Annotated in this window: 31 protein-coding genes; 3 read left to right on the top strand and 28 right to left on the bottom strand. The window is 55.5% G+C overall.

Annotation, left to right across the window (positions count from 1 at the left end; translation table 11 throughout):
- Nucleotides 1-635: 635 nt before the first annotated feature.
- The 3 genes from EF096_RS19135 to EF096_RS19125 all read right to left on the bottom strand — a co-directional run bounded on the left by EF096_RS19135 (nt 636) and on the right by EF096_RS19125 (nt 2,492).
- Nucleotides 636-980: a GlpM family protein gene (locus EF096_RS19135; protein ID WP_235869800.1), complete on the bottom strand. Its 345-nt coding sequence runs from the start codon at nt 978-980 to the stop codon at nt 636-638.
- 135 nt (nt 981-1,115) lie between these two features.
- Nucleotides 1,116-1,703, bottom strand: a complete 588-nt coding sequence (locus EF096_RS19130) for a 2-hydroxychromene-2-carboxylate isomerase (RefSeq protein ID WP_123891357.1) — start codon at nt 1,701-1,703, stop codon at nt 1,116-1,118.
- 57 nt (nt 1,704-1,760) lie between these two features.
- A complete protein-coding gene (locus EF096_RS19125) occupies nt 1,761-2,492 on the bottom strand; it encodes an SDR family oxidoreductase (protein ID WP_123891356.1) in 732 nt (243 codons plus the stop codon).
- A gap of 110 nt (nt 2,493-2,602) precedes the next feature.
- On the opposite strand from EF096_RS19125, the gene EF096_RS19120 reads away from it, so the two are divergent.
- Nucleotides 2,603-3,082 (top strand): winged helix-turn-helix transcriptional regulator, encoded by a 480-nt coding sequence (locus EF096_RS19120; protein ID WP_123891355.1) that lies wholly within the window; start codon nt 2,603-2,605, stop codon nt 3,080-3,082.
- 13 nt (nt 3,083-3,095) lie between these two features.
- On the opposite strand, the gene EF096_RS19115 is transcribed toward EF096_RS19120, so the two are convergent.
- The 15 genes from EF096_RS19115 to EF096_RS19045 form a co-directional block, all read right to left on the bottom strand.
- Nucleotides 3,096-3,491 carry a GFA family protein gene (locus EF096_RS19115; RefSeq protein WP_123891354.1) on the bottom strand — a complete coding sequence of 132 codons (396 nt, stop codon included), beginning with the start codon at nt 3,489-3,491 and terminating at the stop codon, nt 3,096-3,098.
- Nucleotides 3,492-3,502: 11 nt separating this feature from the next.
- Nucleotides 3,503-3,835 carry a DMT family transporter gene (locus EF096_RS19110; protein WP_123891353.1) on the bottom strand — a complete coding sequence of 111 codons (333 nt, stop codon included), beginning with the start codon at nt 3,833-3,835 and terminating at the stop codon, nt 3,503-3,505.
- A 59-nt stretch (nt 3,836-3,894) separates the two neighbouring features.
- The gene (locus EF096_RS19105) at nt 3,895-4,107 is read right to left on the bottom strand and encodes a hypothetical protein (protein WP_123891352.1); all 213 of its coding nucleotides are present in this window, start codon (nt 4,105-4,107) and stop codon (nt 3,895-3,897) included.
- Complete coding sequence (locus tag EF096_RS19100; protein WP_218565813.1) at nt 4,104-4,313, bottom strand: DUF4177 domain-containing protein; 210 nt, start codon at nt 4,311-4,313, stop codon at nt 4,104-4,106. Before EF096_RS19100 ends, EF096_RS19105 begins: the two co-directional genes overlap by 4 nt.
- A gap of 87 nt (nt 4,314-4,400) precedes the next feature.
- Nucleotides 4,401-4,781 (bottom strand): VOC family protein, encoded by a 381-nt coding sequence (locus EF096_RS19095; RefSeq protein ID WP_123891350.1) that lies wholly within the window; start codon nt 4,779-4,781, stop codon nt 4,401-4,403.
- Nucleotides 4,782-4,915: 134 nt separating this feature from the next.
- A complete protein-coding gene (locus EF096_RS19090; RefSeq protein WP_123891349.1) occupies nt 4,916-5,308 on the bottom strand; it encodes a DoxX-like family protein in 393 nt (130 codons plus the stop codon).
- Between the two features lie 9 nt (nt 5,309-5,317).
- On the bottom strand, nt 5,318-5,791 hold the full coding sequence (locus EF096_RS19085; protein WP_123891348.1) for a DUF2269 family protein: 474 nt from the start codon (nt 5,789-5,791) through the stop codon (nt 5,318-5,320).
- Nucleotides 5,792-5,796: 5 nt separating this feature from the next.
- Nucleotides 5,797-6,927, bottom strand: a complete 1,131-nt coding sequence (locus EF096_RS19080) for a saccharopine dehydrogenase family protein (protein ID WP_218565812.1) — start codon at nt 6,925-6,927, stop codon at nt 5,797-5,799.
- Entirely contained in the window at nt 6,924-7,286 is a 363-nt protein-coding gene (locus EF096_RS19075) for a hypothetical protein (protein ID WP_123891347.1), read from the bottom strand. The genes EF096_RS19080 and EF096_RS19075 overlap by 4 nt, the downstream gene beginning before the upstream one ends.
- Before the next feature lie 81 nt (nt 7,287-7,367).
- Nucleotides 7,368-7,787 (bottom strand): hypothetical protein, encoded by a 420-nt coding sequence (locus EF096_RS19070; protein ID WP_123891346.1) that lies wholly within the window; start codon nt 7,785-7,787, stop codon nt 7,368-7,370.
- Nucleotides 7,788-7,909: 122 nt separating this feature from the next.
- A complete protein-coding gene (locus tag EF096_RS19065; protein ID WP_123891345.1) occupies nt 7,910-8,539 on the bottom strand; it encodes an SDR family oxidoreductase in 630 nt (209 codons plus the stop codon).
- 117 nt (nt 8,540-8,656) lie between these two features.
- Nucleotides 8,657-9,052, bottom strand: a complete 396-nt coding sequence (locus EF096_RS19060) for a DUF1090 domain-containing protein (RefSeq protein ID WP_123891344.1) — start codon at nt 9,050-9,052, stop codon at nt 8,657-8,659.
- A 209-nt stretch (nt 9,053-9,261) separates the two neighbouring features.
- Nucleotides 9,262-9,567, bottom strand: coding sequence for a DUF2845 domain-containing protein (locus EF096_RS19055; RefSeq protein ID WP_123891343.1), 306 nt, complete (start codon nt 9,565-9,567; stop codon nt 9,262-9,264).
- A 116-nt stretch (nt 9,568-9,683) separates the two neighbouring features.
- Nucleotides 9,684-10,604 carry a hotdog family protein gene (locus tag EF096_RS19050; RefSeq protein WP_123891342.1) on the bottom strand — a complete coding sequence of 307 codons (921 nt, stop codon included), beginning with the start codon at nt 10,602-10,604 and terminating at the stop codon, nt 9,684-9,686.
- 89 nt (nt 10,605-10,693) lie between these two features.
- A complete protein-coding gene (locus EF096_RS19045) occupies nt 10,694-11,668 on the bottom strand; it encodes an NAD(P)H-dependent flavin oxidoreductase (RefSeq protein WP_123891341.1) in 975 nt (324 codons plus the stop codon).
- A gap of 255 nt (nt 11,669-11,923) precedes the next feature.
- Between EF096_RS19045 and EF096_RS19040 the strand changes: the two genes are divergently transcribed.
- A complete protein-coding gene (locus tag EF096_RS19040) occupies nt 11,924-12,271 on the top strand; it encodes a hypothetical protein (RefSeq protein WP_123891340.1) in 348 nt (115 codons plus the stop codon).
- A gap of 90 nt (nt 12,272-12,361) precedes the next feature.
- On the top strand, nt 12,362-13,618 hold the full coding sequence (locus EF096_RS19035; protein ID WP_123891339.1) for an MFS transporter: 1,257 nt from the start codon (nt 12,362-12,364) through the stop codon (nt 13,616-13,618).
- A gap of 44 nt (nt 13,619-13,662) precedes the next feature.
- Here the strand turns inward: EF096_RS19035 and EF096_RS19030 are convergent, their stop codons facing one another.
- From EF096_RS19030 to EF096_RS18985, 10 genes are all read right to left on the bottom strand, one after another.
- Nucleotides 13,663-14,292 carry an HD domain-containing protein gene (locus tag EF096_RS19030; RefSeq protein WP_123891338.1) on the bottom strand — a complete coding sequence of 210 codons (630 nt, stop codon included), beginning with the start codon at nt 14,290-14,292 and terminating at the stop codon, nt 13,663-13,665.
- A 16-nt stretch (nt 14,293-14,308) separates the two neighbouring features.
- A complete protein-coding gene (locus EF096_RS19025) occupies nt 14,309-14,554 on the bottom strand; it encodes a hypothetical protein (protein WP_123891337.1) in 246 nt (81 codons plus the stop codon).
- A gap of 14 nt (nt 14,555-14,568) precedes the next feature.
- Nucleotides 14,569-15,474, bottom strand: coding sequence for an NAD(P)H-binding protein (locus EF096_RS19020; RefSeq protein WP_158611319.1), 906 nt, complete (start codon nt 15,472-15,474; stop codon nt 14,569-14,571).
- Nucleotides 15,475-15,650: 176 nt separating this feature from the next.
- Nucleotides 15,651-16,067 carry a DUF4174 domain-containing protein gene (locus EF096_RS19015; RefSeq protein WP_123891335.1) on the bottom strand — a complete coding sequence of 139 codons (417 nt, stop codon included), beginning with the start codon at nt 16,065-16,067 and terminating at the stop codon, nt 15,651-15,653.
- Nucleotides 16,068-16,208: 141 nt separating this feature from the next.
- Nucleotides 16,209-16,688 carry a nucleoside deaminase gene (locus EF096_RS19010; protein ID WP_123891334.1) on the bottom strand — a complete coding sequence of 160 codons (480 nt, stop codon included), beginning with the start codon at nt 16,686-16,688 and terminating at the stop codon, nt 16,209-16,211.
- A 329-nt stretch (nt 16,689-17,017) separates the two neighbouring features.
- Nucleotides 17,018-17,377, bottom strand: coding sequence for a hypothetical protein (locus EF096_RS19005; RefSeq protein ID WP_123891333.1), 360 nt, complete (start codon nt 17,375-17,377; stop codon nt 17,018-17,020).
- 263 nt (nt 17,378-17,640) lie between these two features.
- On the bottom strand, nt 17,641-18,210 hold the full coding sequence (locus EF096_RS19000; protein WP_123891332.1) for a DUF4339 domain-containing protein: 570 nt from the start codon (nt 18,208-18,210) through the stop codon (nt 17,641-17,643).
- 294 nt (nt 18,211-18,504) lie between these two features.
- Nucleotides 18,505-18,909: a lysozyme inhibitor LprI family protein gene (locus EF096_RS18995; protein ID WP_123891331.1), complete on the bottom strand. Its 405-nt coding sequence runs from the start codon at nt 18,907-18,909 to the stop codon at nt 18,505-18,507.
- A gap of 87 nt (nt 18,910-18,996) precedes the next feature.
- Nucleotides 18,997-19,503, bottom strand: a complete 507-nt coding sequence (locus EF096_RS18990) for a hypothetical protein (protein WP_123891330.1) — start codon at nt 19,501-19,503, stop codon at nt 18,997-18,999.
- A gap of 107 nt (nt 19,504-19,610) precedes the next feature.
- Nucleotides 19,611-20,834, bottom strand: coding sequence for a hypothetical protein (locus tag EF096_RS18985; protein WP_218565811.1), 1,224 nt, complete (start codon nt 20,832-20,834; stop codon nt 19,611-19,613).
- Between the last annotated feature and the right edge of the window lie 301 nt (nt 20,835-21,135).

The raw sequence follows: 21,135 nt of genomic DNA, 5'->3' as shown, positions 1-21,135 counted from the left end.
TTGGGCCTGTCAGGCTTGGTGGCTTTGATCAGCGCAAAGCCGGTGGGAATCTAACTCCGTATTGGACGTTAAAAGTGTAACCCATGTATTTGAAATGATGTGTTACCTATGTTTTTGAATCATACAGCACGCGACCAGCTTGGGCCACCAAGCTGGCCTGCGGCTTCCCTGCGTTACTCGGTGTTGAGCGCGCCTGCGGAACTCGCTTCGCTCAGGCTAGGCGCCCCCAACATTCCTCGGCTCAATCGCTCAACCCCTGCGTTACTCGGCAGCTTGGAAGGGGGAATCACTGGTCGAGCACGGCGTGGTTTTCAGGTTTGGTTGTTTGGTCCTGCCTAGAACCTAGAAACCCGTCGCTGCACGGCCTTAAAAGTCCCATCTGAGCGGGCGAGTAGCGCAGAGCTGTCGGGAACAAGCCCGAGGACTGTCTGAGGAGCGAAGCGACGAGTTCCGCAGGGCCCCGGCGGATCGAGCAACGCAGCGAACCCTCAGGGCCGCGCAGTTGGGTGCCCGAGGGGGTTGTTAGGGGGAGATGGGCAAGCATCTCCCCCTGACTCGCCTAGAGGCGAAAGCGGAAATGAGCTAACCAAAGACGTTTCAAAACGGCACTGCTCCGATAACCGTCCAGAGCGGAATTACCCCAAAGTATAAACCCGCGACCAAACATAAATCAGCACCGCCGCCGCCACAGTCCAGGCCACCACCGCCAATACAAGCGTGGTAATCAAACTGAATCGCTGACTAAACCAGGCAATCGAAATCAGATACAGCGCATAGGGAATCAGCGACCACAGACCAAACAGCGCCGTGCTACGCAGGTCACTCGACAGCCGCTGGGTGCCGATGATGTAGTGGGCGATGATGGTGAAAGTCGGAAAGAGCGGCACCAGGCCAGCGATATAAAAGCTTTTTGATTTCGCCAGCAGTGCGATCAACAGCACTGCGAGCGCACCCATCACACACTTTAGCGCAAGGGACAGCATGGTGATTATTCCGACCAAGAGGGGATTAAGCGCTAACTTATGCCTGCCGCCTGGTTCCGTCAATTACCACTTTGTAGCAAATGATCTGCATGTGACCTGCGGCGCACATATGCGCCGCAGGGAGCGCTGAGCTTAGTTACTGGCTGCCGCCTCGACCCACTCCAGCCGATCCTGGCCAAAGAACATGTCATCGCCAACAAAGAAGGTAGGTGCGCCAAAAACGCCCCGGCTGACTGCCTCTTCGGTGGCTTTCTTGAGTTGTTCTTTCACCGCCGGATCGCTGGCTTTGGCCATCACCTCAGCTGGATCAAAACCACCCTTGGCCAATACCTTGCCGACTACCTCCGGTTGCCCCATATCCAGCTCATCGATCCACATGGCGTTGAAAACCGTGGTCAGGTAACGCTCGAAATCAGCGGTGCCTTGATAGGCCATTGCGCCGCGCATCAGCTGCAGGGTATTGATCGGAAAGAAGGGGTTCTGATTCAGGGTCACGCCGTAACGATTGGCGTAGCGCTGCATGTCGATGCGGCTGTAATTGCCCTTGGCGGGTACGGTGGCGGGAGAGCTGTTGCCGGTAGCCATAAACACGCCGCCGAGCAATATAGGCTTCAGCTCGACGCGGGCACCGGTGCGCTGCGCCAGGGCATCAAGCTGGGTCCAGGCCAGATAGCTGGCGGGGCTGCCAACGTCGAAGTAGAACTCGATTGTTTTGCTCATGATGTGGGTACTCCCAGAGAATAGGTTGTTAGCGCTAAAGGAATTTTTTGTGCGTTGTCAGAACGTTTCCATCCAGGGGCGCAGATCCAGCTCGTGGGTCCAGCTGTCGCGTGGCTGGGCGTGAATGGCCCAGTATTGATCGGCAATGTGTTCTGGATTGAGGATGCCATCCTGCTCTTTCAGGGCATAGCGTTCAGGAAAGGTGTCACGGATAAAGGCGGTATCAATGGCACCGTCGATGATCGGATGGGCCACATGAATGCCTTTGGGGCCCAACTCGCGGGCCATGCTCTGGGCCAGTGCGCGCAGTGCGAACTTGGCGCTGGCAAAGGCCGAGAAGCCAGAGCCACCGCGCAGTGATGCGGTCGCGCCGGTAAAGATAATGGTGCCCTTGCCGCGCGGCAGCATTACCTTGGCAGCCTCGCGGCCAGTCAGAAAGCCAGAGAACGCCGCCATTTCCCATACCTTGCGATACACCCGCGCGGTGGTTTCGGTGATGCTGAAATGCACGTTGGCGCCGATGTTGAAGATCACCACCTCTACCGGGCCGATGTCGCGCTCGATCTGCTCAAACAGCGCAGTCATTTCTTCTTCGCTGCGCGCGTCGCAGCCAAAGGCATGCGCCTTGCCACCTTCGTGCTCAATCTGGCTGACCAGCTCGCTGAGGCTGTCGACATTGCGACGGGTAACACACAGGGTAAAACCTTCGCGCGCAAAGCGGCGGGCAATGGCGCCACCGGTGGCGTCGCCGGCACCGATTACTACGGCGACGGGGCAGGGAGCATTCATACGCAGTTCCTCTTGTTGTCAGTTGGTTCCTTTAAAGAACTAACTCGATAGTCGGTTTCTTTTTGGAACTTGTCAAGCTAGGCTGGAGCCTTCACAACCGAGGACCAATCATGCGCTGGGAAGAACTCGATCAACAGCCCTGCTCCCTGTCACGCACTCTGTCCGTCATCGGCGACCGCTGGACGCTACTGGTGCTGCGCGACTGTTTTCTCGGCGTGCGCCGCTTTGATGGCTTTGAAAAACGACTCGGCGTAACTCGCCACTTGTTGGCCGATCGTTTGAAAAAACTGGTAGAGCATGAGGTACTGCAGAAGGTGCCTTATCAGCAGAGGCCGCTGCGAGAGGAGTATCGTTTGACGGACAAGGGTCTGGCGCTGCACCCGGTGATCATGTCGCTGGTCAGTTGGGGCGATACCTATATGGCCGATGAGCGTGGCGCGCCCATCGAGCATATTCACAAGGGATGCGGCAAACGCATGAAGCCGGTGATGGTCTGTTCCGAGTGTGCTGAGCCGGTGGGCGCGCGGGATATTCAGGTAGCGGTTGGCGCGGCCTTTGGTGACGACGTGGCGCAGCTATTGGCGACCTGAGTCCTGCAGCGGCTTACCCCGTTTCGGCGCAGTCGTATTCCGCCAGGTGCTGGTCGAGCTGATACCAGGGCGCTTTTTCGCTTAGCCAGATATGGCAGCGTTCGGTGCTCTGCGGATCATCGTCCAGCGTCCCCAGACGCAGTACCAGATGGGCGGTGCCATCACGTTTGGCGTAGATCTGGCTGCCGCAGCTAGCACAGAAGTAGCGCGCCTTGTCTGGCGAAGAACGGTAGTGGCTAAGCATGTCGGCGCCCTGCAATTCGAAGTCGCTGTCAGCTACGGCGGCAACACTGGAGAAGGCAGCGGCATGTGCCTTGCGGCAGGTTACGCAGTGACAGTGAACGATGTCACCGATGGGGCCGTTGACGCGATAGCGGATGGCTCCGCACAGACAGCTTCCCGTGTGCATGGCTGAAACCCTCAGTGGCCGGTACTGTTGGAGAATAGATTGATTACCATGACCCCGGCCATGATCATGCCCATACCAATCAGTGCCGGTAGGTCCAGCTTTTGCCCATAGAGCATCCAGGCCACCAGCGATATCAGCACAATGCCCACGCCTGACCAGATCGCGTAGGCGATGCCGACAGGGATGGTTTTGAGTGTCAGCGACAGAAAGTAGAACGACACCAGATAGCCAATAACCACAACCACTGACGGCAGCGGTTTGCTGAAGCCCTCGCTCGCTTTCAGTGCCGAGGTGGCAATGACTTCCGTCACGATGGCAGTCGCCAGGTAAAACCAGTGGTTCATGCACTGCATCCCGGTTGTATCTATGGCCGCTGGGCCGGTTTAACGCGCTACCGCGCAATTTAGTCGATAAAGCCCTTGGTGCGCAGTTCCTTGTCCTGCAGGTACTCGCGCGTTACCAGGGTGACGCCGAGGCTGATGACAAACAAAATGCCCAGGGTGATGAGAACCTTGAAAAAGGCATCAGGGCTTAACAGCGCGAACCAGATCTGCGCAATCGCCAGCAGGCCGCCAGCGACAAATAATAGCAGGCAAATACCGGCGCCCCATTTCATCTTTCGCGCCCGAGGATGACCACGTAAGCCTCGCGCTTCCATAACAGCAGCATGCGGCGGATATCTTTTTCCATGGTCTGTACGCGCCAGCCGTCAGCGGCGTTCATATTCAAAAAATCGGTAAACTTGACCGGGTTGACCTTAGAGTTGCCCAGTAGCAACGAGCCCAGCATGCCTTCCTGGTAAATCACGACCTTGTATTCCATTACGGCTTTCCGTGTAGTGTTTGAGTTGTGTGTCGCCATGACAGGCCGGCAGTGTGCAGACCGGTCACGGCGCTAACGCTTTGACGCTTAGGGCATGCGGTACATAGCGCAGATCTTGTTACCGGACGGGTCACGCAGGTAGGCCAGGTACAGCTTCATGCCGCCGCCTTCACGCACACCCGGCGGATCTTCACAGGTAACCCCACCGTTGGCGAGACCAGCCGCATGCCAAGCATCAGCTTGCTCTGGGTTTTCAACAGCGAAGCCGATGGTGCTGCCGTTACCGTGGCTGGCTGACTCGCCATTGATTGGCTTGCTCAGAGCAAAGGTGCCGGTCTTGGTGAAGTAGAAGCAGCGGCCCTTGGGATCGATAACGCCCGGCTTGCAGCCGACTACGCCCAGAATAGCGTCGTAGAAGGTCTTGGAGGCTTCGATATCGTTAGCGCCAAGCATGACATGACTGAACATATTGGATCCTTTCGTTGTTGGATTTTATTCTTTAACCACTCGCCTAGCCTTCAACTAAATGCGTGTTCCGTCAATCCTTCTGATGGGGGAATCCATTTGCCTGATGATGCTCCAGCAGTTTGCCGGTGCTGTTGTCAGGTGCCGTCTATGGCGCGTGTGGGTTGTTGCTGGCTGCTGTAAAGCAGCCAGATCAGCACCAGAATCGGCACATTTTTGGTGAGCGGACCAAAGGGGTGTAGCCAAAAGGCGGGTGCAATCAGCGTCAGTAGGATCGAGTAGTTGACGATAACCGCCAGCTGCAGCAGACAGCAGGCGCGCAGCGCACGGCCGCTGAGCAGCCAGAGTCCAATGATCAGGTCGAGCAGGCTGCCAGCGAGTATCGTCAGCGCGGCGGCATCGGCGTGCAGATTGATGCGCGCCAGAACGTCAAAGCCGATATCACGGCCCAGGGTGACGGAAACCACAGCCGTAACAATCCACAGAAAACTGAGGCTCCAGCGGGTAACGCGTTGCTGTTGTGATGTCATGGTCATTGCTCAGATCAGCGGCAGCGGCTTGAATACCATCAGCCAGAAAAGCACCACAATGGCGGCAAAGGCCGGGATGCCAAGTGCCGTCCAGCAGCGCATCAGCGGCGCAAAGGCCGGGTCCAGCTGACCGCTGTGTAACGCGCTGGCCGCCAACGCGCGCAGCCGATACTGAATCACGACGACCGGCAGCCAGCACAGGCCAATAAACAGAAACAGCCCAAGCGCGGTGAAGAACCAGGGCGAGGTAAAACTCAGGCCAATACGCTGCATGAGCATTAGGCCGGTAGTGAACTGCACCACCACCGCCGGTGCGGTAAATAGCCAGTCGGCGAGCACCACGTGACGCGTGGTGATGACCAGTGCCTGCAGGTTGCCTGAACGGTGCGCCATAAACATGAAAAAGGCGATACCCGTGCCGGTGCCAGCGAGCACCGCAGCACTCAGGATATGCAGCAGTTTCAGCAGCAGATAATTATCCATGCCGCTTATCCACGGGTTTCTTCACTGTGCTGGTAGATGGCGAGTGGTTCCACTTCGCGTGCAAAGTCGGCCATGGAATAGAGGTTCATGCAGGGCGTAGCGCCAACCGAGGTCAGCTCGCCAGCAATCAGCTTACGCGCCAGAATCAGGGCTGACAGCGTGGGTATGTAAGGACCAATACCATCGGTGGCGCCCAATACCCACTTGATATGCAGCGGCTGCTGTTGCTGATCAACGCCGCGCAGATTGATTTGCATGCCACCCGTGTCGGTGCCCCAGCGTATGAACCACTCGCTGGCGCTGACAATCGGTCTGGTCCAGCGCGACCAGTCATGCACGAGGCCCAGCCTTGCCATCCATGCCATCAGGTACATGCCATAGTGCAGCAGCGGCAACTCAAGGCCAGCTTGAAAGGCCACATTGCGCAGCGTGGGGTAGGCGAGTGGCAGTAGCTCCAGGTCGGGTATGTCGATGTTGGCCAGTGGTCGAGTGCCGATGGTGTCGTCAAATAGCATTGTGCGCGGTGACATCCAGCCATACACCTGCGCCCACTTGCCGTCGCGCCAGACACGAATGGGGTGTCCGGTGTAAGACAGGATGCCGCCGACCGTCGCTTCGCCGCGCTCAGCCTGATTACCTGGTGCAATAGAGAAATCGATATCATCCAGGCGCGAAAAGCGCTCGGCAAAATGCGCAATGACACACGACGACATGCCCGGGACCGAGCTGGCGCCCGACACCAGCAACACCTTGGCTGCCTGAGCGGCGGCATCCAGCTGGCTAATATCACAGACAAAGCGGCGATCGTCGGCCAGGTCTATGTAGTGGCAGCCCACCGCAATACAGGCTTGTGGCACGCGGTAGTCCTGCCCCTGAAACGGGCCGCCGGTGTGGATCAGCAGGTCCGGCTGCAGCGCCTTTAGTTGCGCTGCCAAGTTCGGTGATTGTAGATCCAGTGCGGCGCTGGTTACCCTCGCCGATGCCTGCGCGCTAAGCGAATCGCGCAGCGCATTGGCCTTGGCTATGTTGCGACCGGCAATGATCAGCGTGACTTCCGTGCAGTCGCACAGTGAGCTGACGATGCGCTTCCCGAAGTTACCGTAGCCGCCCAGTATCAGTATGCGGCGCACGCTCATGGCTGACCACGAAACAGTGCCCGGCTACGCACAAAGGCGACCACGGCAAAGAGTATGAAGCCGACCCCTAACAGCAGCGGGAAAGCACTGATGCCGTTGGGCGAAAAGAGTCCAAAGCCGGCAAACAACAATCCCATGAACAGAAAGAAGATCGGGCCAATAAGGATGTTCTTCGGCGCGGACGAGTAAATGCGTGCGCTTTGCTCAATGATCATATTCATGGCTTCAACCTGCTGTTCGTGGCGGTCACGGCACGCCAGGCCGTGACCAAGATCAGCGGCGCAATCGGCGCACAGCCCGCGGCTGCAGCATTTGCACAGACCAACGGCAACGTTATCGGGATGGTTAAAACAGTGCATGGTCACTCCTTTGATTACAGCTGTTACCTCGGATACGCCGTCAATTACTGTCCTTGCAGCCCGCTAGCGCAGCGGCATGGCTTAATACTCGGCTGGGATGATACCGGCTGAGATCAACGCAAAAATTACCGCAAAGCTAACCGCGAGAAAAATCACCATGCACAACAAGGACACACCCAATACCAGCCAGTTGGATTGAAACTCCAGCTCGGGCGCATCAATGATGTCCTGCTTGCTGAACTGATACTTCTCGACCAGCATGCGCGAAACAACGACAAAGGCGACGGCAAATGGCAGCCCAGGTACGCTTTCTGGGATGAACGGTAGAATAGCCATCATGGCAACCATGAAGATGCCGCCATAGCGCACCGTCAGTTGTTCCTGCTCGGTGCGCTGGAGTGCTCGAAAGTTGTGCTTCAGAAAATACAGCCCGGCCAGAGGGCCACCGAGGAAGGCCGCGGCCGCGGCCTGGTTGGGGGAGTAAACAGCTTGGGTAGACAAAGTAGGCTCCAGATAACAAAACGAAGACGGGCGGTCCCGACCCCGTCAAACAGGGCCGCGTAGCTTAACCCGCGGCCCGCCTGTGGGTCCAAACCCGGTTCACGTTTTGCTTGCTGGTGCGTTCAGGCAATCAGATCTGCTATTGCCGTTTCGCCTTTGTACAGCTCGTAGGTCACGTTCTTGCTTTGTCCCGTCTGCAATACACGGGTGATCACCTTGGCGACGTCAGTGCGGGAAATGCTCTGCGCATCAGGATTTTCCGGGCGACGTGTTGTGATCTGGCCGGTGCCGCCGTCATCGGTCAGCTTGCCGGGACGCAGAATGGTATAGGGTACGCCGGAGCGGATCAGGTACTCATCCGCCATGTGCTTGGCGACCAGGTACGGCTTGATGGGCGAGTCGATAGCGTCGGGGTTGTCTGCGCCACGTGAGCTGACAATCACAAAGTGTTTTACGTGGTGCTTGCGGGCGTAATCCACCGCCTTGCAGGCTGCCCACAGGTCAATCAGCAGCGTCTTATCGGGCCCGGTGCTGGCGCCTGAGCCGGCGGTAAAGACCACGCGATCACAGTCTTTGAAGGCATATTCAAAGTCGCTCTCCAGGTCGCCCTCAATCACATCGATACCCGAGATGCCAGCCAGTTTGTCGGGGCTGCGGGCCAGTGCAGCAAGCTCGATGCCTGCGTCTTTCAGCATGGGCAGCGTTAACAAACCTATGTTGCCCGTGCTGCCAATAACCAGTGTCTTGCTCATACCCTAGGTCCTTGCGTTAGTGCATTGTATGCATGTTGAGTACGATATCGTCGATGAGTTCGCTCAGCAGGCTTGCGCTGTTATCTGCGCGTTGCAGCCGCAGCTGATAGCGATAGCTCACTCCAGTTCGGTCAGCTGTTGTTGCAGCTCGGCTATCTTGCGGCGTTCTTCGGCCATCTTGCCTTCATACTTGGTGATCTTGTCTGCATCCGCATCCTGTTGGGCTTGCTTGAGGTCCGCCTGGTACTCCGCCAGATCTTGCTCGGCCTCGCTCAGTTCTTGCTGCAGATCGGTCTTGAGTTGCTCGTTCGAGCAGTGCGTTTTGGCGTTCTCAAGCGCGCGGGACAGGCCTGCCGCCTTGTAGTTGTTACCGTCGGCCTGTGCCTGGGCCAGCTCATGCTGAATTTCACAGAATTTGCGTTCGCAGCCCTGCATGGCCGCGCAGTCGGTGGCGGCAAATATGGGCGTGGCAACGAGGCTGAGCAGCACAACGAATGAAGCGGGTTTGAACATGGCGTGCCTACCTTGAGTGTGGAAAACGGGAGCAGACTGCATCATGGGTCTGTACTGTCACTCTAGACCATCACCGGCCAGTGGAGTTCGCGCGTTTACCCAGTGACGGGCTGGTCAGACGGCATTAAATTGCGCCTTGCAAAGCCCACACGGTTTTGTATTTTCCGACAGCTAGCCAAGCCTGGCGGCGAACAGAGTTGGGTCCAACATCAGCGGATCAGGGTTATCTTCACCAGCTCATTGCCCTCAAACTCCAGGCTCTGATAATTACCCGAGACCTTGTAGATCCATTCTTCGATGTTCATCACGCGCACCCGGTTGCCTATCTGCTGGCGGTCAATGTAGCCGATGGTTTCGCGGGAGATAGGCTCGCCGCAGGATTGCAGCACCTTGAATTTGAGATCGCCTTCGCGCACCAGGTTGGTACCGCAACGTAATGCGTAGGCGTTCATGCTGCACAGCAGCGAGCCCAGCAAAACCAGAAAGGATATCTGAAAACGGCGACGTGGCAGCATGGCTTGCGCCTCCTGTGGCAGTAGGTCGTGCCTTGATAGTCCCACCGCGCGGCGGTGCAATCAAGGCGACCTGTCTACCGCAGCGCGGCAACCGGGCGGCTGCCGCAGGCACAGACTTACGCTGAAGCTTCTGCCTCGTAGTTGGCGTAGGAGTGCTTCAGGGTAGCGTGGTTGAGCAGCATCTCGGCCTTGAGCACCTCGCCGCTGGCATCATAAATGCGCGACAGCACCCAGTAAGACTCGGTGCGCTTGCTCTCCGAGAGCGCGACCACTTCACGGCGGATCAGGTAGTCTTCACCCACCAGCAGCGGGCCATCGACCATACGGATTTCCTGATCGGCAAACAGCCCGATCACCGGCTGCTTGACCGGAAACTCGGCGGCCTTACTGGTGTATTCCGCCAGTACGCTAACCATCTCGGTTGGGATGACGGCGCGGCCCCACGGCGTCGCGCTGGCATCGGAATACCAATTGGAGTTCTCGGTGATGCCTTCCAGCTTCTGATTCAGCGAGAAGGGATACAGGTTGCCCATGTGCTGATCGGCATCCATACGTACCTGCTCATCCGCCGCACCCTTCATGCCCACGTGCAGGTCAGACAGAATCACCAACTTCTCTGGTGCACGCAGCTTGGCCATACGCTCATACAACAGGCTTTCACCTGGCGCCGCGCCGATGCTGGCGCTGGCTTCCAGTACTGCTGTGCCGTCGGCTTTCTCAGCCCAGCAGCGCACACGGGTAGCGCCTGGGGCAGGGCGTTCTACAAAGGCGCGTACCTGTTCGCCCTCGACCACCATGTTCTGGAAGTGCGCTGAGAAGCAGCCGCGCTCAAACCATTCCTGGCCCCAGATCTCGACCAGCATCGGGGTGAACATGCTGAAATGCGTAGGCCCTTCAATCGGGCCCGCACGAAAGCCCAGCTTCTCGGCCATGCTGTCGTCGTGAATCGAGGTGTGGCCGCTGTATTCCTGATCGGCCAGCATTTGTTTCGGCTCGCGCAACGGGCCGCAAAGGTAAAGCGGGGTATCAAAGCTCATGTGCAACTCCTGTAATCAATCGGTGCGGCCCTCTGGAAAAAAGGCTGGTCTGCCTGGCTTCTCAGAGGGGACCTGGTGCTGTGCGGCGCTTAGCCCAGCATGCCAGCCAGACGCTGACGAATAATGCCGTCGGCTTCGGCCATGATGCGGTCGATCAGCACTTTGGCGGTGGGGATGTCGTTGATCAGGCCTGCGACCATGCCGCAAGACCAGGCACCGGCATCCATGTCACCGGTTTTCATGATCTTCGGGTACACGCCAGCGACTTCATCGACGATATCTTCAAACTTGAGATCGGCACCTAGGCGGCGCTCTTTCTCCAGCAGGCGCTCAACGGCATCGTTGACCATCACCCGCTCGGTATTGCGCAGTGGGCGCATGACCAGGCGGGTATCCAGCTCGCTGGCCGCGACAATGGCCGCCTTCACGTTCTCGTGTACGGGGGCTTCCTGAGTAGCGATAAAGCGCGTGCCCATGTTCATGCCCTCGGCGCCCAGTGCCAGCGCGGCAACCAGCGAGCGACCATCGGCCATGCCACCGGAAGCAACAAAGGGGATTTTCAGCTCTTCTGCCGCGCGGGGCAGCAGAATGAAGTTGGGGATGTCGTCTTCACCCGGATGGCCACCGCATTCAAAGCCATCCACGCTGACCGCATCACAACCAATCGCCTCGGCCTTGAGCGCGTGGCGCACGGCGGTGCACTTGTGGATTACTTTAATGCCGTTTTCCTTGAGGATCGGCAACCACTTGGCCGGGTTGTTACCAGCGGTCTCGACCGCTTTCACGCCGCCCTTGATCAGCGCTTCGATATAGCCAGGGTAATCAGGCTGCTTAACCGATGGCAAAAAGGTCAGGTTCACGCCGAATGGCTTGTCGGTCATCTCGCGGCAGCGGCGGATCTCTTCGGCCAGCGCCTCGGGGTTGGGCTGCGTCAGTGCGGTGATCATGCCCAGGCCGCCGGCATTGGCAACCGCAGCGGCCAGCTCGGCGTAACCAACGTGATGCATGCCGCCCTGAATGATCGGATGCTCGATGCCAAAGAGTTCTGTGATACGGGTTTTCATGATGCGCAAGCCTCGCCTGTGCACTTACGGAGTAGGTGCAGGAATATGGGTAAGTTAACCCGTTGAGTTTAGGCGGGGCGGGTTAAGCGGGGCAAATACTCGGTTGCGCGTTATTCATGCCGGTTATGAAGCGGAGTCGTTTTGCTATCTATCAAGTCCGGCGGCGGCGCGCCAACTGCCGACAACACAGGCGTTGCGCGATATGATGGCCCGTTAACAGCCGCTGGGCGGCTACCTCATCGACAGGAAACCAGCATGAAATTCATCAAGTTCAGTGCCATATTGGCGTTCGCCGCCGTGCTCAGTGCCTGCGGCGGCCACGATTATGAAGGCGTCTATGAAACCCGCGCCGGCTCCAACAACGAATTGCTCAACTCCTTCGTCGAGATGGCCGGTGGCGAGAAGCTGGTGATTGGCTCGGACTATATCGAGTCACAGGGCAAGCGCACCCTGTTTGATGAGATCTTTGAGCGTGAGTCGGCAGGTGAGCACTACCTGGTATTCAAGACCGGTGAGACCGAAGAAGTCTGGAAGATAGTGGATAAAAACACCCTGATGCAGGGCGGCGGGCTAATGAGCATCAAATTGGTGCGGGTAGACTAGCGGCACATCTGCGCGGCCTGGCAAGCAGGCAAACCGTCCGCCTTGCGGCTGCGAAAATAAAACAATCAGCAAGATAACAAGAGAGTCACGATGTCCCAGAGTACGAACCGTCCCAACATGGTACTGACCGTGTTGTGCGGCACCCTTACGTCCCTGGTGGTGATTGGTTTTGCCCGCCTGGCCTATGGAGTAATCCTGCCGTCGATGCGCAGCGACCTTGGGCTTTCGTACCAGCAAGCTGGCTTGCTCAGCACGGTAGCCGCTTTGTCTTATGTGTGCTTTGTACTGGCCGGTGGTTTGGCTGCTGCGCGCTGGGGTGCCAAGGCCTCCATTCTGTTTGGCATGCTATTGGTGGCGGTGGGCTTTGCCGGGCTGACACTGGCAGCCAACTTTTGGCTGATCGCTGTGCTGATGGCCCTGCTGGGCATTGGCGCGGCCTTTGCCTTTGCCCCCATGATCGCGCTGCTGGCCGCCTGGTTCCCGGACCACCGCGGCCTGGTGATCGGCTGCATGAGCAGCGGTGTGGGTATCAGTGTGCTGGTGACTGGGCTGCTGGTGCCGCAGCTGTTTGCCATGTTTGGCGAGCAGGGCTGGCGGGTCAGTTGGGGTGTGTTCGCCGCTACTGCCTTTGCCGTCAGCGCCATCATCTTTGTGTTTGTGAAGAACCCGCCGCAGAGCGCGGCGAGCGAGCGCGGCCCGATACCCGCCGATGAAAAGTGGCTGATCTACCGCAACCCACGGGTGCTTATTGTCGCCGCTACCTACGGCATTATCGGCCTGGGCTATATAGTGCAAACGGTATTCATGGTCAGTTTTATGGTCGAGAGCGGCTTCACCGAGGCCCTGGCCGGGCGCTATGTCGCCATGATGGGCCTGCTCTCGATCTTCGCTGGGCCGCTGTGGGGCTGGGTGTCGGATTTCTGGGGCCGTGGTAACGCGCTGGCTATAGCCCTTTTTCTGGTCATTGTGGCCGTGGGCTTGCCGCTGATCGGCCAGACGCAGTCTTTCTTCTTCTGTCACTACCTGCTGGTTGGCTTGTCGCTCAACGGCGTGTTCTCGATGATTCAGACCAGTGCTACGGATCAGGTCGCCCCGCGCTACATTCCCATCGCCTTTAGCTTTGCCACGCTGTTTTTTGCTGTCGGGCAGTTCCTGGGTCCGGCGATTGCTGGCTGGCTGATTGAAACCACAGAGAGCTTTATCGCGGCCTTCACCTTTACCGTGGTGGTACTGTCGATTGGCTTTGGTCTGGCGCTGCTGATTCGGCGCTTTCCGCAAAAGCTGGCGGTGGGCGAGCCGAGTGAAGTATTGGCGCAGGCTACGGTAGATACCGAAAAATCGGTCTAATGCATCAATGCCGTCGCCTGCTGCCAACTAGGCGGAACAAAACCTCAGTCCAGCGCTAGTTGCTGCAGCGAGTGGCTGAGATTTTGTTGCGCTTTCGGCTCCAGCCGCTGTTGCAGGGCGGGCGTTTGGTAGAGTGGCTGGCGCGCCAGAAACCCTTGCAGGATGTGGGCTCGGCCAGCGCGAAAGGCAGCCTCGGGCACATGGGCATACTCCTGCCGCACCTGCGTTTCATACTCCGCAAAGCGGGCGCGCTCGGCGCCGAGAATCGCCAGATCAATATCCACCAGCAAGGCTTCATCTGCCGTCTTGGGCCGGGCATCGTGGCGGGTAATCAGGATCAGGCGCTGGATGGTTGCCACCCGTTCCGCATCCACACCCGCTTGCCGCAGTGCGGCTACCGCCCAGTCTGCACTGCGTGCTTCGTTGTCTGTGGCAAACACATCGTAAATGGCATCATGAAACCACAGCGCCATTTCCACCTCGCCGGGCTCTTGCGCGTGCGAGCGATAGCGGTCAAACAGGCTCAGACACTCGGCCAGGTGCTGCTGCGTATGATAATAGCGCTGCGGTTCAGCGTAGGCTGCGATCAAGCGCTGCATCAGCTCATCGCCGCTACCGGCAGCGCCCAGCGCGGCCCAGCAACGGCTCCAGGAAGAGGTTAGTCGCTCGTTCATAGTGGACTTGCTCCGCTTAGTGAATGCCGCCGCCCATACCTTGCAGCAACAACCAGCCGATAGCCATCATTGCCAAGGGCGTTACGCCGACCACCAGCCCTGCCTGCATGGCAAAGCTGGACATGGGGTTGGGCTTGAACGCCGCGTAGATGCATGCCGCAACGCCGATGACGATCAGCGCTATGAGCGCCGGGATGGCGGTGATGGACAGCAGTATGGCCAGAACAAACAGGGCGAGCAGTGCGGCAATGCGTTTTCCCATAGTAGGCTCCATCCTTAAGCGGGTTTGTCAGCGGCGTAGGCCAACACCGGATCTTCTGCCTGATGTTGTAACAGACTGGGCAGGCGGTTTTCGTCGGGCACATTGTCTTTGCACAGCAGCTCCCAGTGACCAAAAGAAAAGGGGCTGAAATGGATCACATCGAACAGGTGAGCAGCGGCACGGGCAATCCAGCCCGGTACCGACAGGCAGACCGCGTTCTTGTCCGAGTAGCGGCTACGCAGCGCGCGGATATAGTGCTCGAAACTGAGTGCCTTTGCTCCGCCAAGCTCATAGATGCGGGAGTGATCAAGACCAATCTCGCTGGCGTTGCCCATACATAACCGGGCTAGCGCCAAGCCTGCATCATCGACAGTCAATGCGGCAATATTGCCCCTGGCGGATGCCGGCACCACAAAGACCGGCAGCTTGGCAATCGCACGCAGCCACTCGGCGCCAAAGCCGCCATCACCTTCCAGCAGGGAAGGGCGCGCAATGATCCAGTCACCTTGCGACGCCATGATCGCGCGTTCGCCATGGTATTTAGAGGTCAAAAACCGGCTTTTGCAGTCAGCGGAAAGCCCCAGCGCAGACACATGCACAAAGCGTTTTTGCGCCGCATGGCAGGCCTGCGCAAGGGCTTGCGGGGCCAGATGGTGAATCGCCTCATAGCTTTCGCCGCGACGCTGCCGAAGAATACCCACGCAATTCAGGATCACGTCGTATTGTTCAACGTCCTGCGCCCAGTCTGCGCGGGACTGCCGCTCCTCAAGCCGATATCGCGCTTGCCTGAACTGGCTGTCTGCTTTGGGGTTGCGGGTGCCAACAGTGACGTCCGCCCCTGCTATCGCTAAATGCTTGGCGGCATGTCGCCCGATAAAACCATGGCCACCAAGAATCAGTACTTTCAGGGCTGCTCCCACGGACTGCCGTTCCTTGTTCAAGTAATCTGATGCGGATCTTGCCTGTTTCCCTGCCAGCCTTCTATTACGCAGTAGCGGTTTTCAGCAAAAAGGGCTTTAGGCCGGGCAAAAGGCGAGCTTTACCAGCCCTACAGGCGCAGCGAGATGACTTGCTGCGCTGCTACCTGAACGCAACCTCAGTTGCGCATTTCGCTCTGCCGCATCGGCATAGCGTCAATAGCCGAAAACAAGGCATTCAGATCCAGCGTATTTAAGCGAACCTTGGTACCGCCATCCTTGCCGATCAAAATGGTTTCACCGTCATCCAAGGCGTATTGCGTCAAAAGGGTATCCCGCAAACCGGCTGAGAGATCGCCCGCATAGTTGGTCTGAATAGCCTGCCCTGTGATAACCAACCAGATGACATCGCGCTCAGCTATCTCAGCGGCTTTCTGCTCGAATACTTGAGCCGCGCGCTCGTTAGCCTGCGGCTCGCTGACGATGATGATGCGGTGTTGCCATTTGAGGCTGGACAGGTCATTGAGCATGACTCGCTCCTGGCTTTGCGCAATCACGCTGAAGAGACACAGAAACAGGGTGAGCAGGTATTTCATGGTTGGCCTCAGCAGTGTTCTGGTGAATGGAAACGCCTGGCAGTGCCCCCGTCCACCCCTGGCAGCCGCAGGCTTTTGGCGTCAGATAGCCGCATGTTGGGCAGCATGAGGCTTTTCAGGTTATTGGCACGCGAGTGATGACTATGATGAGCCATGGAAGCGACGGTGTAGCGCGTGCACCTGTTCGAAAAGACCCGGAACGGGACCATCAACTACCAGGTTTGGCACTACTTCACCTATTGGTAGCGCTCGTACGGCAGGTGCTGGAACGCCGAGATCGGTAAGCCATTCGGTCAATTGCTCGGAGGAACTTACGTACACGATACGCCCCAGTCCGACCCAGCCGTGTGCTGCAGAACACATTGGGCAATGCTCTCCAGAAGTATAGACAGTTGCTTCGGCTCTGGCTTGCGCGGTCATATTCGCCGCAGCCCACCGTGCAATCTCGAACTCTGGGTGGCGGGTTAGATCACCGGAGGCAACGTGGTTGCGGTCTTCAAATAGAACCTCCCCGTCCGCTGCTACAAGTACAGAGCCGAATGGCTCGTCACCCAGCTCTAGCGCCTGCGTTGCAAGTTCTATGCAGCGATGCAGGTACTTTAGCTCTCCATCATTCACCATGATGCTTTCCTCGGATATTGGATATGGGTATCGGCGGCATAAAGGCCTCTAAGGCTAATGCCCGGCAGACGAATGTCGCTGGCCATAGTAGCCGCTCGCCTGGGCATGGTCACTCAGTCGTACTCTACTATCGGTTCAACCAGATCATCCAGAGCAGCGCCCAACCGAGGCTGGGTAAAAGCAAAAGCCGCCGTTCTGTTGGATATGCATGTGGCAATGCTAATGGTTGGATGGGAAGATTCATGAGGAGGGGCTGGGGGCGGATGACAATCAATGCTGGCTTTGACCTGCTCATCCGCACCCAGTTGCTCGGCGATCTTGGTATTACGTCAGGCTGTTTCAGTAAGTGAAGTCGGTGATTGATCTAAAGCGGTTTTAATATTACCTATCATCAGGAAATAGATGATGATGGGGCTTATTGGGGAGAATATAACGCTAAGCCCACACCACGAGATCCAACTTTTACCCAGCCTACTCGCGATGATACCTAGCGAGATAAGCCAGGCCCACCCAGCTACAAGCATTAAAATAAGTGATACTACGGCGATAGCTAGAGCCAGGCCGCCTGGTTTAGTGCCCGGGTCAGAGAAAGCGGGTATTAAAATAATTGGAACAGTGCACAGCATGCTGAGTGGATACGTAAAGTAAAAAACCTTTGCCAGGAAAGGGGTTATTTTTTTATTGTTCATTATCGTTTCCTTTTTTATGTTGCTAACGCCTGCCTGACACACGATGTGTTGGCATGGCTTTTCCTTTGTTTGCCAAAACCAGGGCAGCTAATCACTGTCGTCGTTGAGGCATTTGTTAATGTGCGCGCAATCATATCGGTAACGAGGGTCAGATAAAAAAGTCTGGCTTTGACTTGCTCATCTGACCTCGATCATCCCCCAACATCGACACCCGCCCTGTGCAGCGCACAATAAGTGCAGGCTAGATGTAAGTTGGTTAAACTTTATACGCTAAGCATAATAACAAAGCAGACGATCCATACTGCAAAATAGGCGTAATTATGCTTTAGCGCTTTGGCTCGCTGAAAGAGATACACCGGAACCAGCCAAACCCACCCCTTGAACTTATCAATATTGTGCCCGGCATTGGTTAAGCGTTTGCTGTCGAATAGTGAGAGTGCAATATTCAGGGCCACTGTGACATACCAGAATTCAGCATCGTATATGGCTTCTTCGACTCGGTACTCGTTGTCACCGTAAATAATTCCAGCCAAAAACCCTTCAAGAAATAGACCAATAAGCGGCGCAAAGGCAAGAAACCAGACAATTGTGTTATTAACGCCTTCCCCTGTAAGCGGTGGTGGTGAGGTATCGTCGAGGTGAATCTTCAGTGCTGTATTTTCGACCTTCATCCAATCAGGAAACCCTTTTTGCCAAATAAATGACCCTTGAGAAACGGTTCCATTGGTTATCAATTCAATCATTTCACTTTCAGAAACGCCTCCCTTTCTCACTCCATTGACTTCATAAAACCAAGGTAGCGTTTGAGGTTCTATTTCTTCTACGCGATTCATCTTTGCTTTTTTCCGTATGGTTTATTTAACGCCCGATCTTACGGGCTGGTTTGCATTCGCGGAGCGGGGGAGAGCTTGTCCCGTGTGGCGAATGACTAGGTGTCTTCTTAACTCAGGCTTATGCGCAATTGCCGATTAACTAATCGATGCCCTCATCTCGAATTCAAAATCATCTACTCTTACTGAACTCCAGGCAGGTGTTTCTATAAGCATACCGTTTAGTTAAGGAGCGGACTTCTGCCGGTCCCAGCTGAACGTCGCGAACGGTTTGCACCCGTTATTAGGCCTATGTAATCATTGATAACCTGCAAGCTCGCGAAGCTCTATTGCTCTGGAGATGTTTAGCATCATTGGGCAATATGAGTACATCGGAGAGCCTATATAAGAACCAGAAAGCTCGCAGTGGCTATCCCGATAGGCTATCCAAGCCTGCTGTGTCTTCTCAAATTTCAGAGCGTCATCAGTAGAAGAGGCGGAAATATACTTATAAATTGTTCTATAAAGCAATGTTATTTCTTTTTTTGCACTGTCAGATGCCAGTTCTGCACAGCCGTGAACGACATTATTATTTATAGGTGCTTGCTCATCTACGCAAGTAGAATAGATGGCGTAATGGTCAATTAAACTGTCTTCTGCATTTGCGTAGAAGCTTAAAGTTAGAAAAAGTAATGACGCGAGAACTTTTGATGGTGTTGGCACGACACTTCCTTTTTGGCCTAACGTTTGGTTAAGGGGCGCCCGCTTGCGGGCGTTCCAGTGAGCAAAGCGAACAAATTAAACCAATTGTTATGAGTGCTTCAAAAGGGTGTCTTTGGCTAACATTACCACGCCCATAAGCGAATCTTTTCTATCTAGCTGAAGGTAATTCTTCGGGTAGATCCAAGAAAAGAGGTTCTCTGCATCACCATCTGTAAGATTTTGCACGAAAGCCATTACATCTTCATCTGTAAGGATCTTCTTAATTTTATTATTCTGAACATGTGCTGCGTAATCATTCCTAAACCCCGCAACACCCAAGTTGTTTATTTTTGAAATATATAAATTAATCGCACTGTCGTGTGCGGAAAGGAAAGTTCTTTTGATATCTGAATACTTCCTCCATAACTCCACATATTTATTAAGATTTATTACTATGGAGTTTATGCACAACCTATAAACACCTAAGCGGAATGACGCTTTAATGGGATCCTTGAAAGCAGTCATAGACTCATAATCACGCAATACTGAAATGGGCGTCCCTAGGTCAGATACAAGACCTGCTAAAATCTTAATAACTTCATCTTTTCTATCCATAGCTACTCATAACGCTTGGCTTTGCGGCGTTCCGGAGCGCAGCGTAGGCACGTCCGACAACAGCCATTTGTTAGCTGATTCTTGGCGAAATAGAGAACATCCAATATTCACCACTCCATGTTTGCTGCTGCGTCCATTTGATTCTCGAGATATTCCACAAACTCTGACATAGCCTCATCTGAGCGCATAGCTTTTGAGTATGTAGAATCAGCAACAAAAGTAAGTATGCTTGGTACGGTGCTAAAAAGATGCGATCTCACGGGCGACAACTCACTTGACCAAAAATCATACAAGAAGGAATCAATATTTCTGATTGCCTCCACCTCATCAAAAGCAGGCGCCCCACTGAATGAATAACGATTCGTTCCGGATTCAGCCAAAAGCACCGGAATTGCCCCGGCATCCGAGTGAAATGAGAATGCTTCCCCGCGTTTACCAAAAGCACCATGGGCCATGAAGTTTCTCATCTGTACCCGCAGTAGTAGGAGCTTATCGTAATGACCCTTAAAGCAAGGATCATCTAAATCTAATGCCGCTCGAAATTTCTCTTTCCAGTTGGCCGCAGCCAGTTCGGCGACTTGATATCCGTTCTCTATACGTCCCCTCAGTATCGCAACATGAATAAACGCATGCTCAGACCAGCTAAAAAATGCATCGACGGCAGCCTGACCTATCCAATCAGTTTCAGAAGCAAGTTCCAAAACACCTGAATTGAGCGCTCTTAGCAGTGACTGGAGATCAGAGGAATCCTTTTCTTGCCTTAGCTCCGCACTCCGTCTCTCCGCTTCAGCCTTTTGCTCTATAAATTTATCTTTGAAAAATTGGTACCGCTCGAAGAGCCATTTGCTATGGTTGAGTACGTTAAGCCTGTTGCCCTTGGCCTCTTGTTTTGCGCGCCAATCAAAATACGGTCCTGCCAAGTTTACGGCTTTCCGTATTTTATTCGCTATCAAATCCGAATCTTCTTCCTGTTGCTCATTCGGGCGACCGCTCATGCGAGCACCAGGATCTCTATTTGGAGCACAAATTCGAAGCCCCATCTTTTGGTGCTCTATTGCGTAGAGCCTGTCCTGGTACCTGATTGGCACAGTCCACGCGCTTTTTGTCCAAGCCCCCATCCTAGGAAACTGAAGAAAATCGACGAACATGAAGTACACAAGATAATAAGAAGGGAGTCTCTTACTGCCTCTTGTCGTAGATGACAGCATCAGTGCCTTCGGCTCATGATCCGATCGAGGTTTACCCGCTGGCTCGATATCACCCAACGCATCCAGAACCTTTCGTCTTAATTTGGCGAAGTCATCTGGTACTTCTCCAGTTTTTTCGTCCAATGATTCACCTCCGGCGAGCATGAACTTCAGCAGTCGAACCAGCTAACGATAAGCTAAGGGGCCGGCTTTAGCCCGTCCCAGTGAGCGGAGCGAACGATTTGAGCGACTTGTTATACGCTTTCACGAATGAAGCCTGCTTCCGAAAAATAACGATCAAGATTATTCACGCTATCAAAGGGCGGCGGCAAAAACTGAGTGCAACACCTGACCTTTCCGGTACGGTGCTGCCCTATGTCTTATTCCGAACTCAGCGTTGCAGAGCGTGCCACCATTCAAGTTAGTCATGCCCAAGGCCTCAGCT

Origin of the sequence: Pseudomonas neustonica (assembly GCF_003797945.1) — a bacterium.
Classification (GTDB): Bacteria; Pseudomonadota; Gammaproteobacteria; order Pseudomonadales; family Pseudomonadaceae; genus Halopseudomonas; species Halopseudomonas neustonica.
The sequence above is the reverse complement of the archived record's forward strand: the minus strand, read 5'-3'. Positions and strand labels throughout refer to the sequence as shown.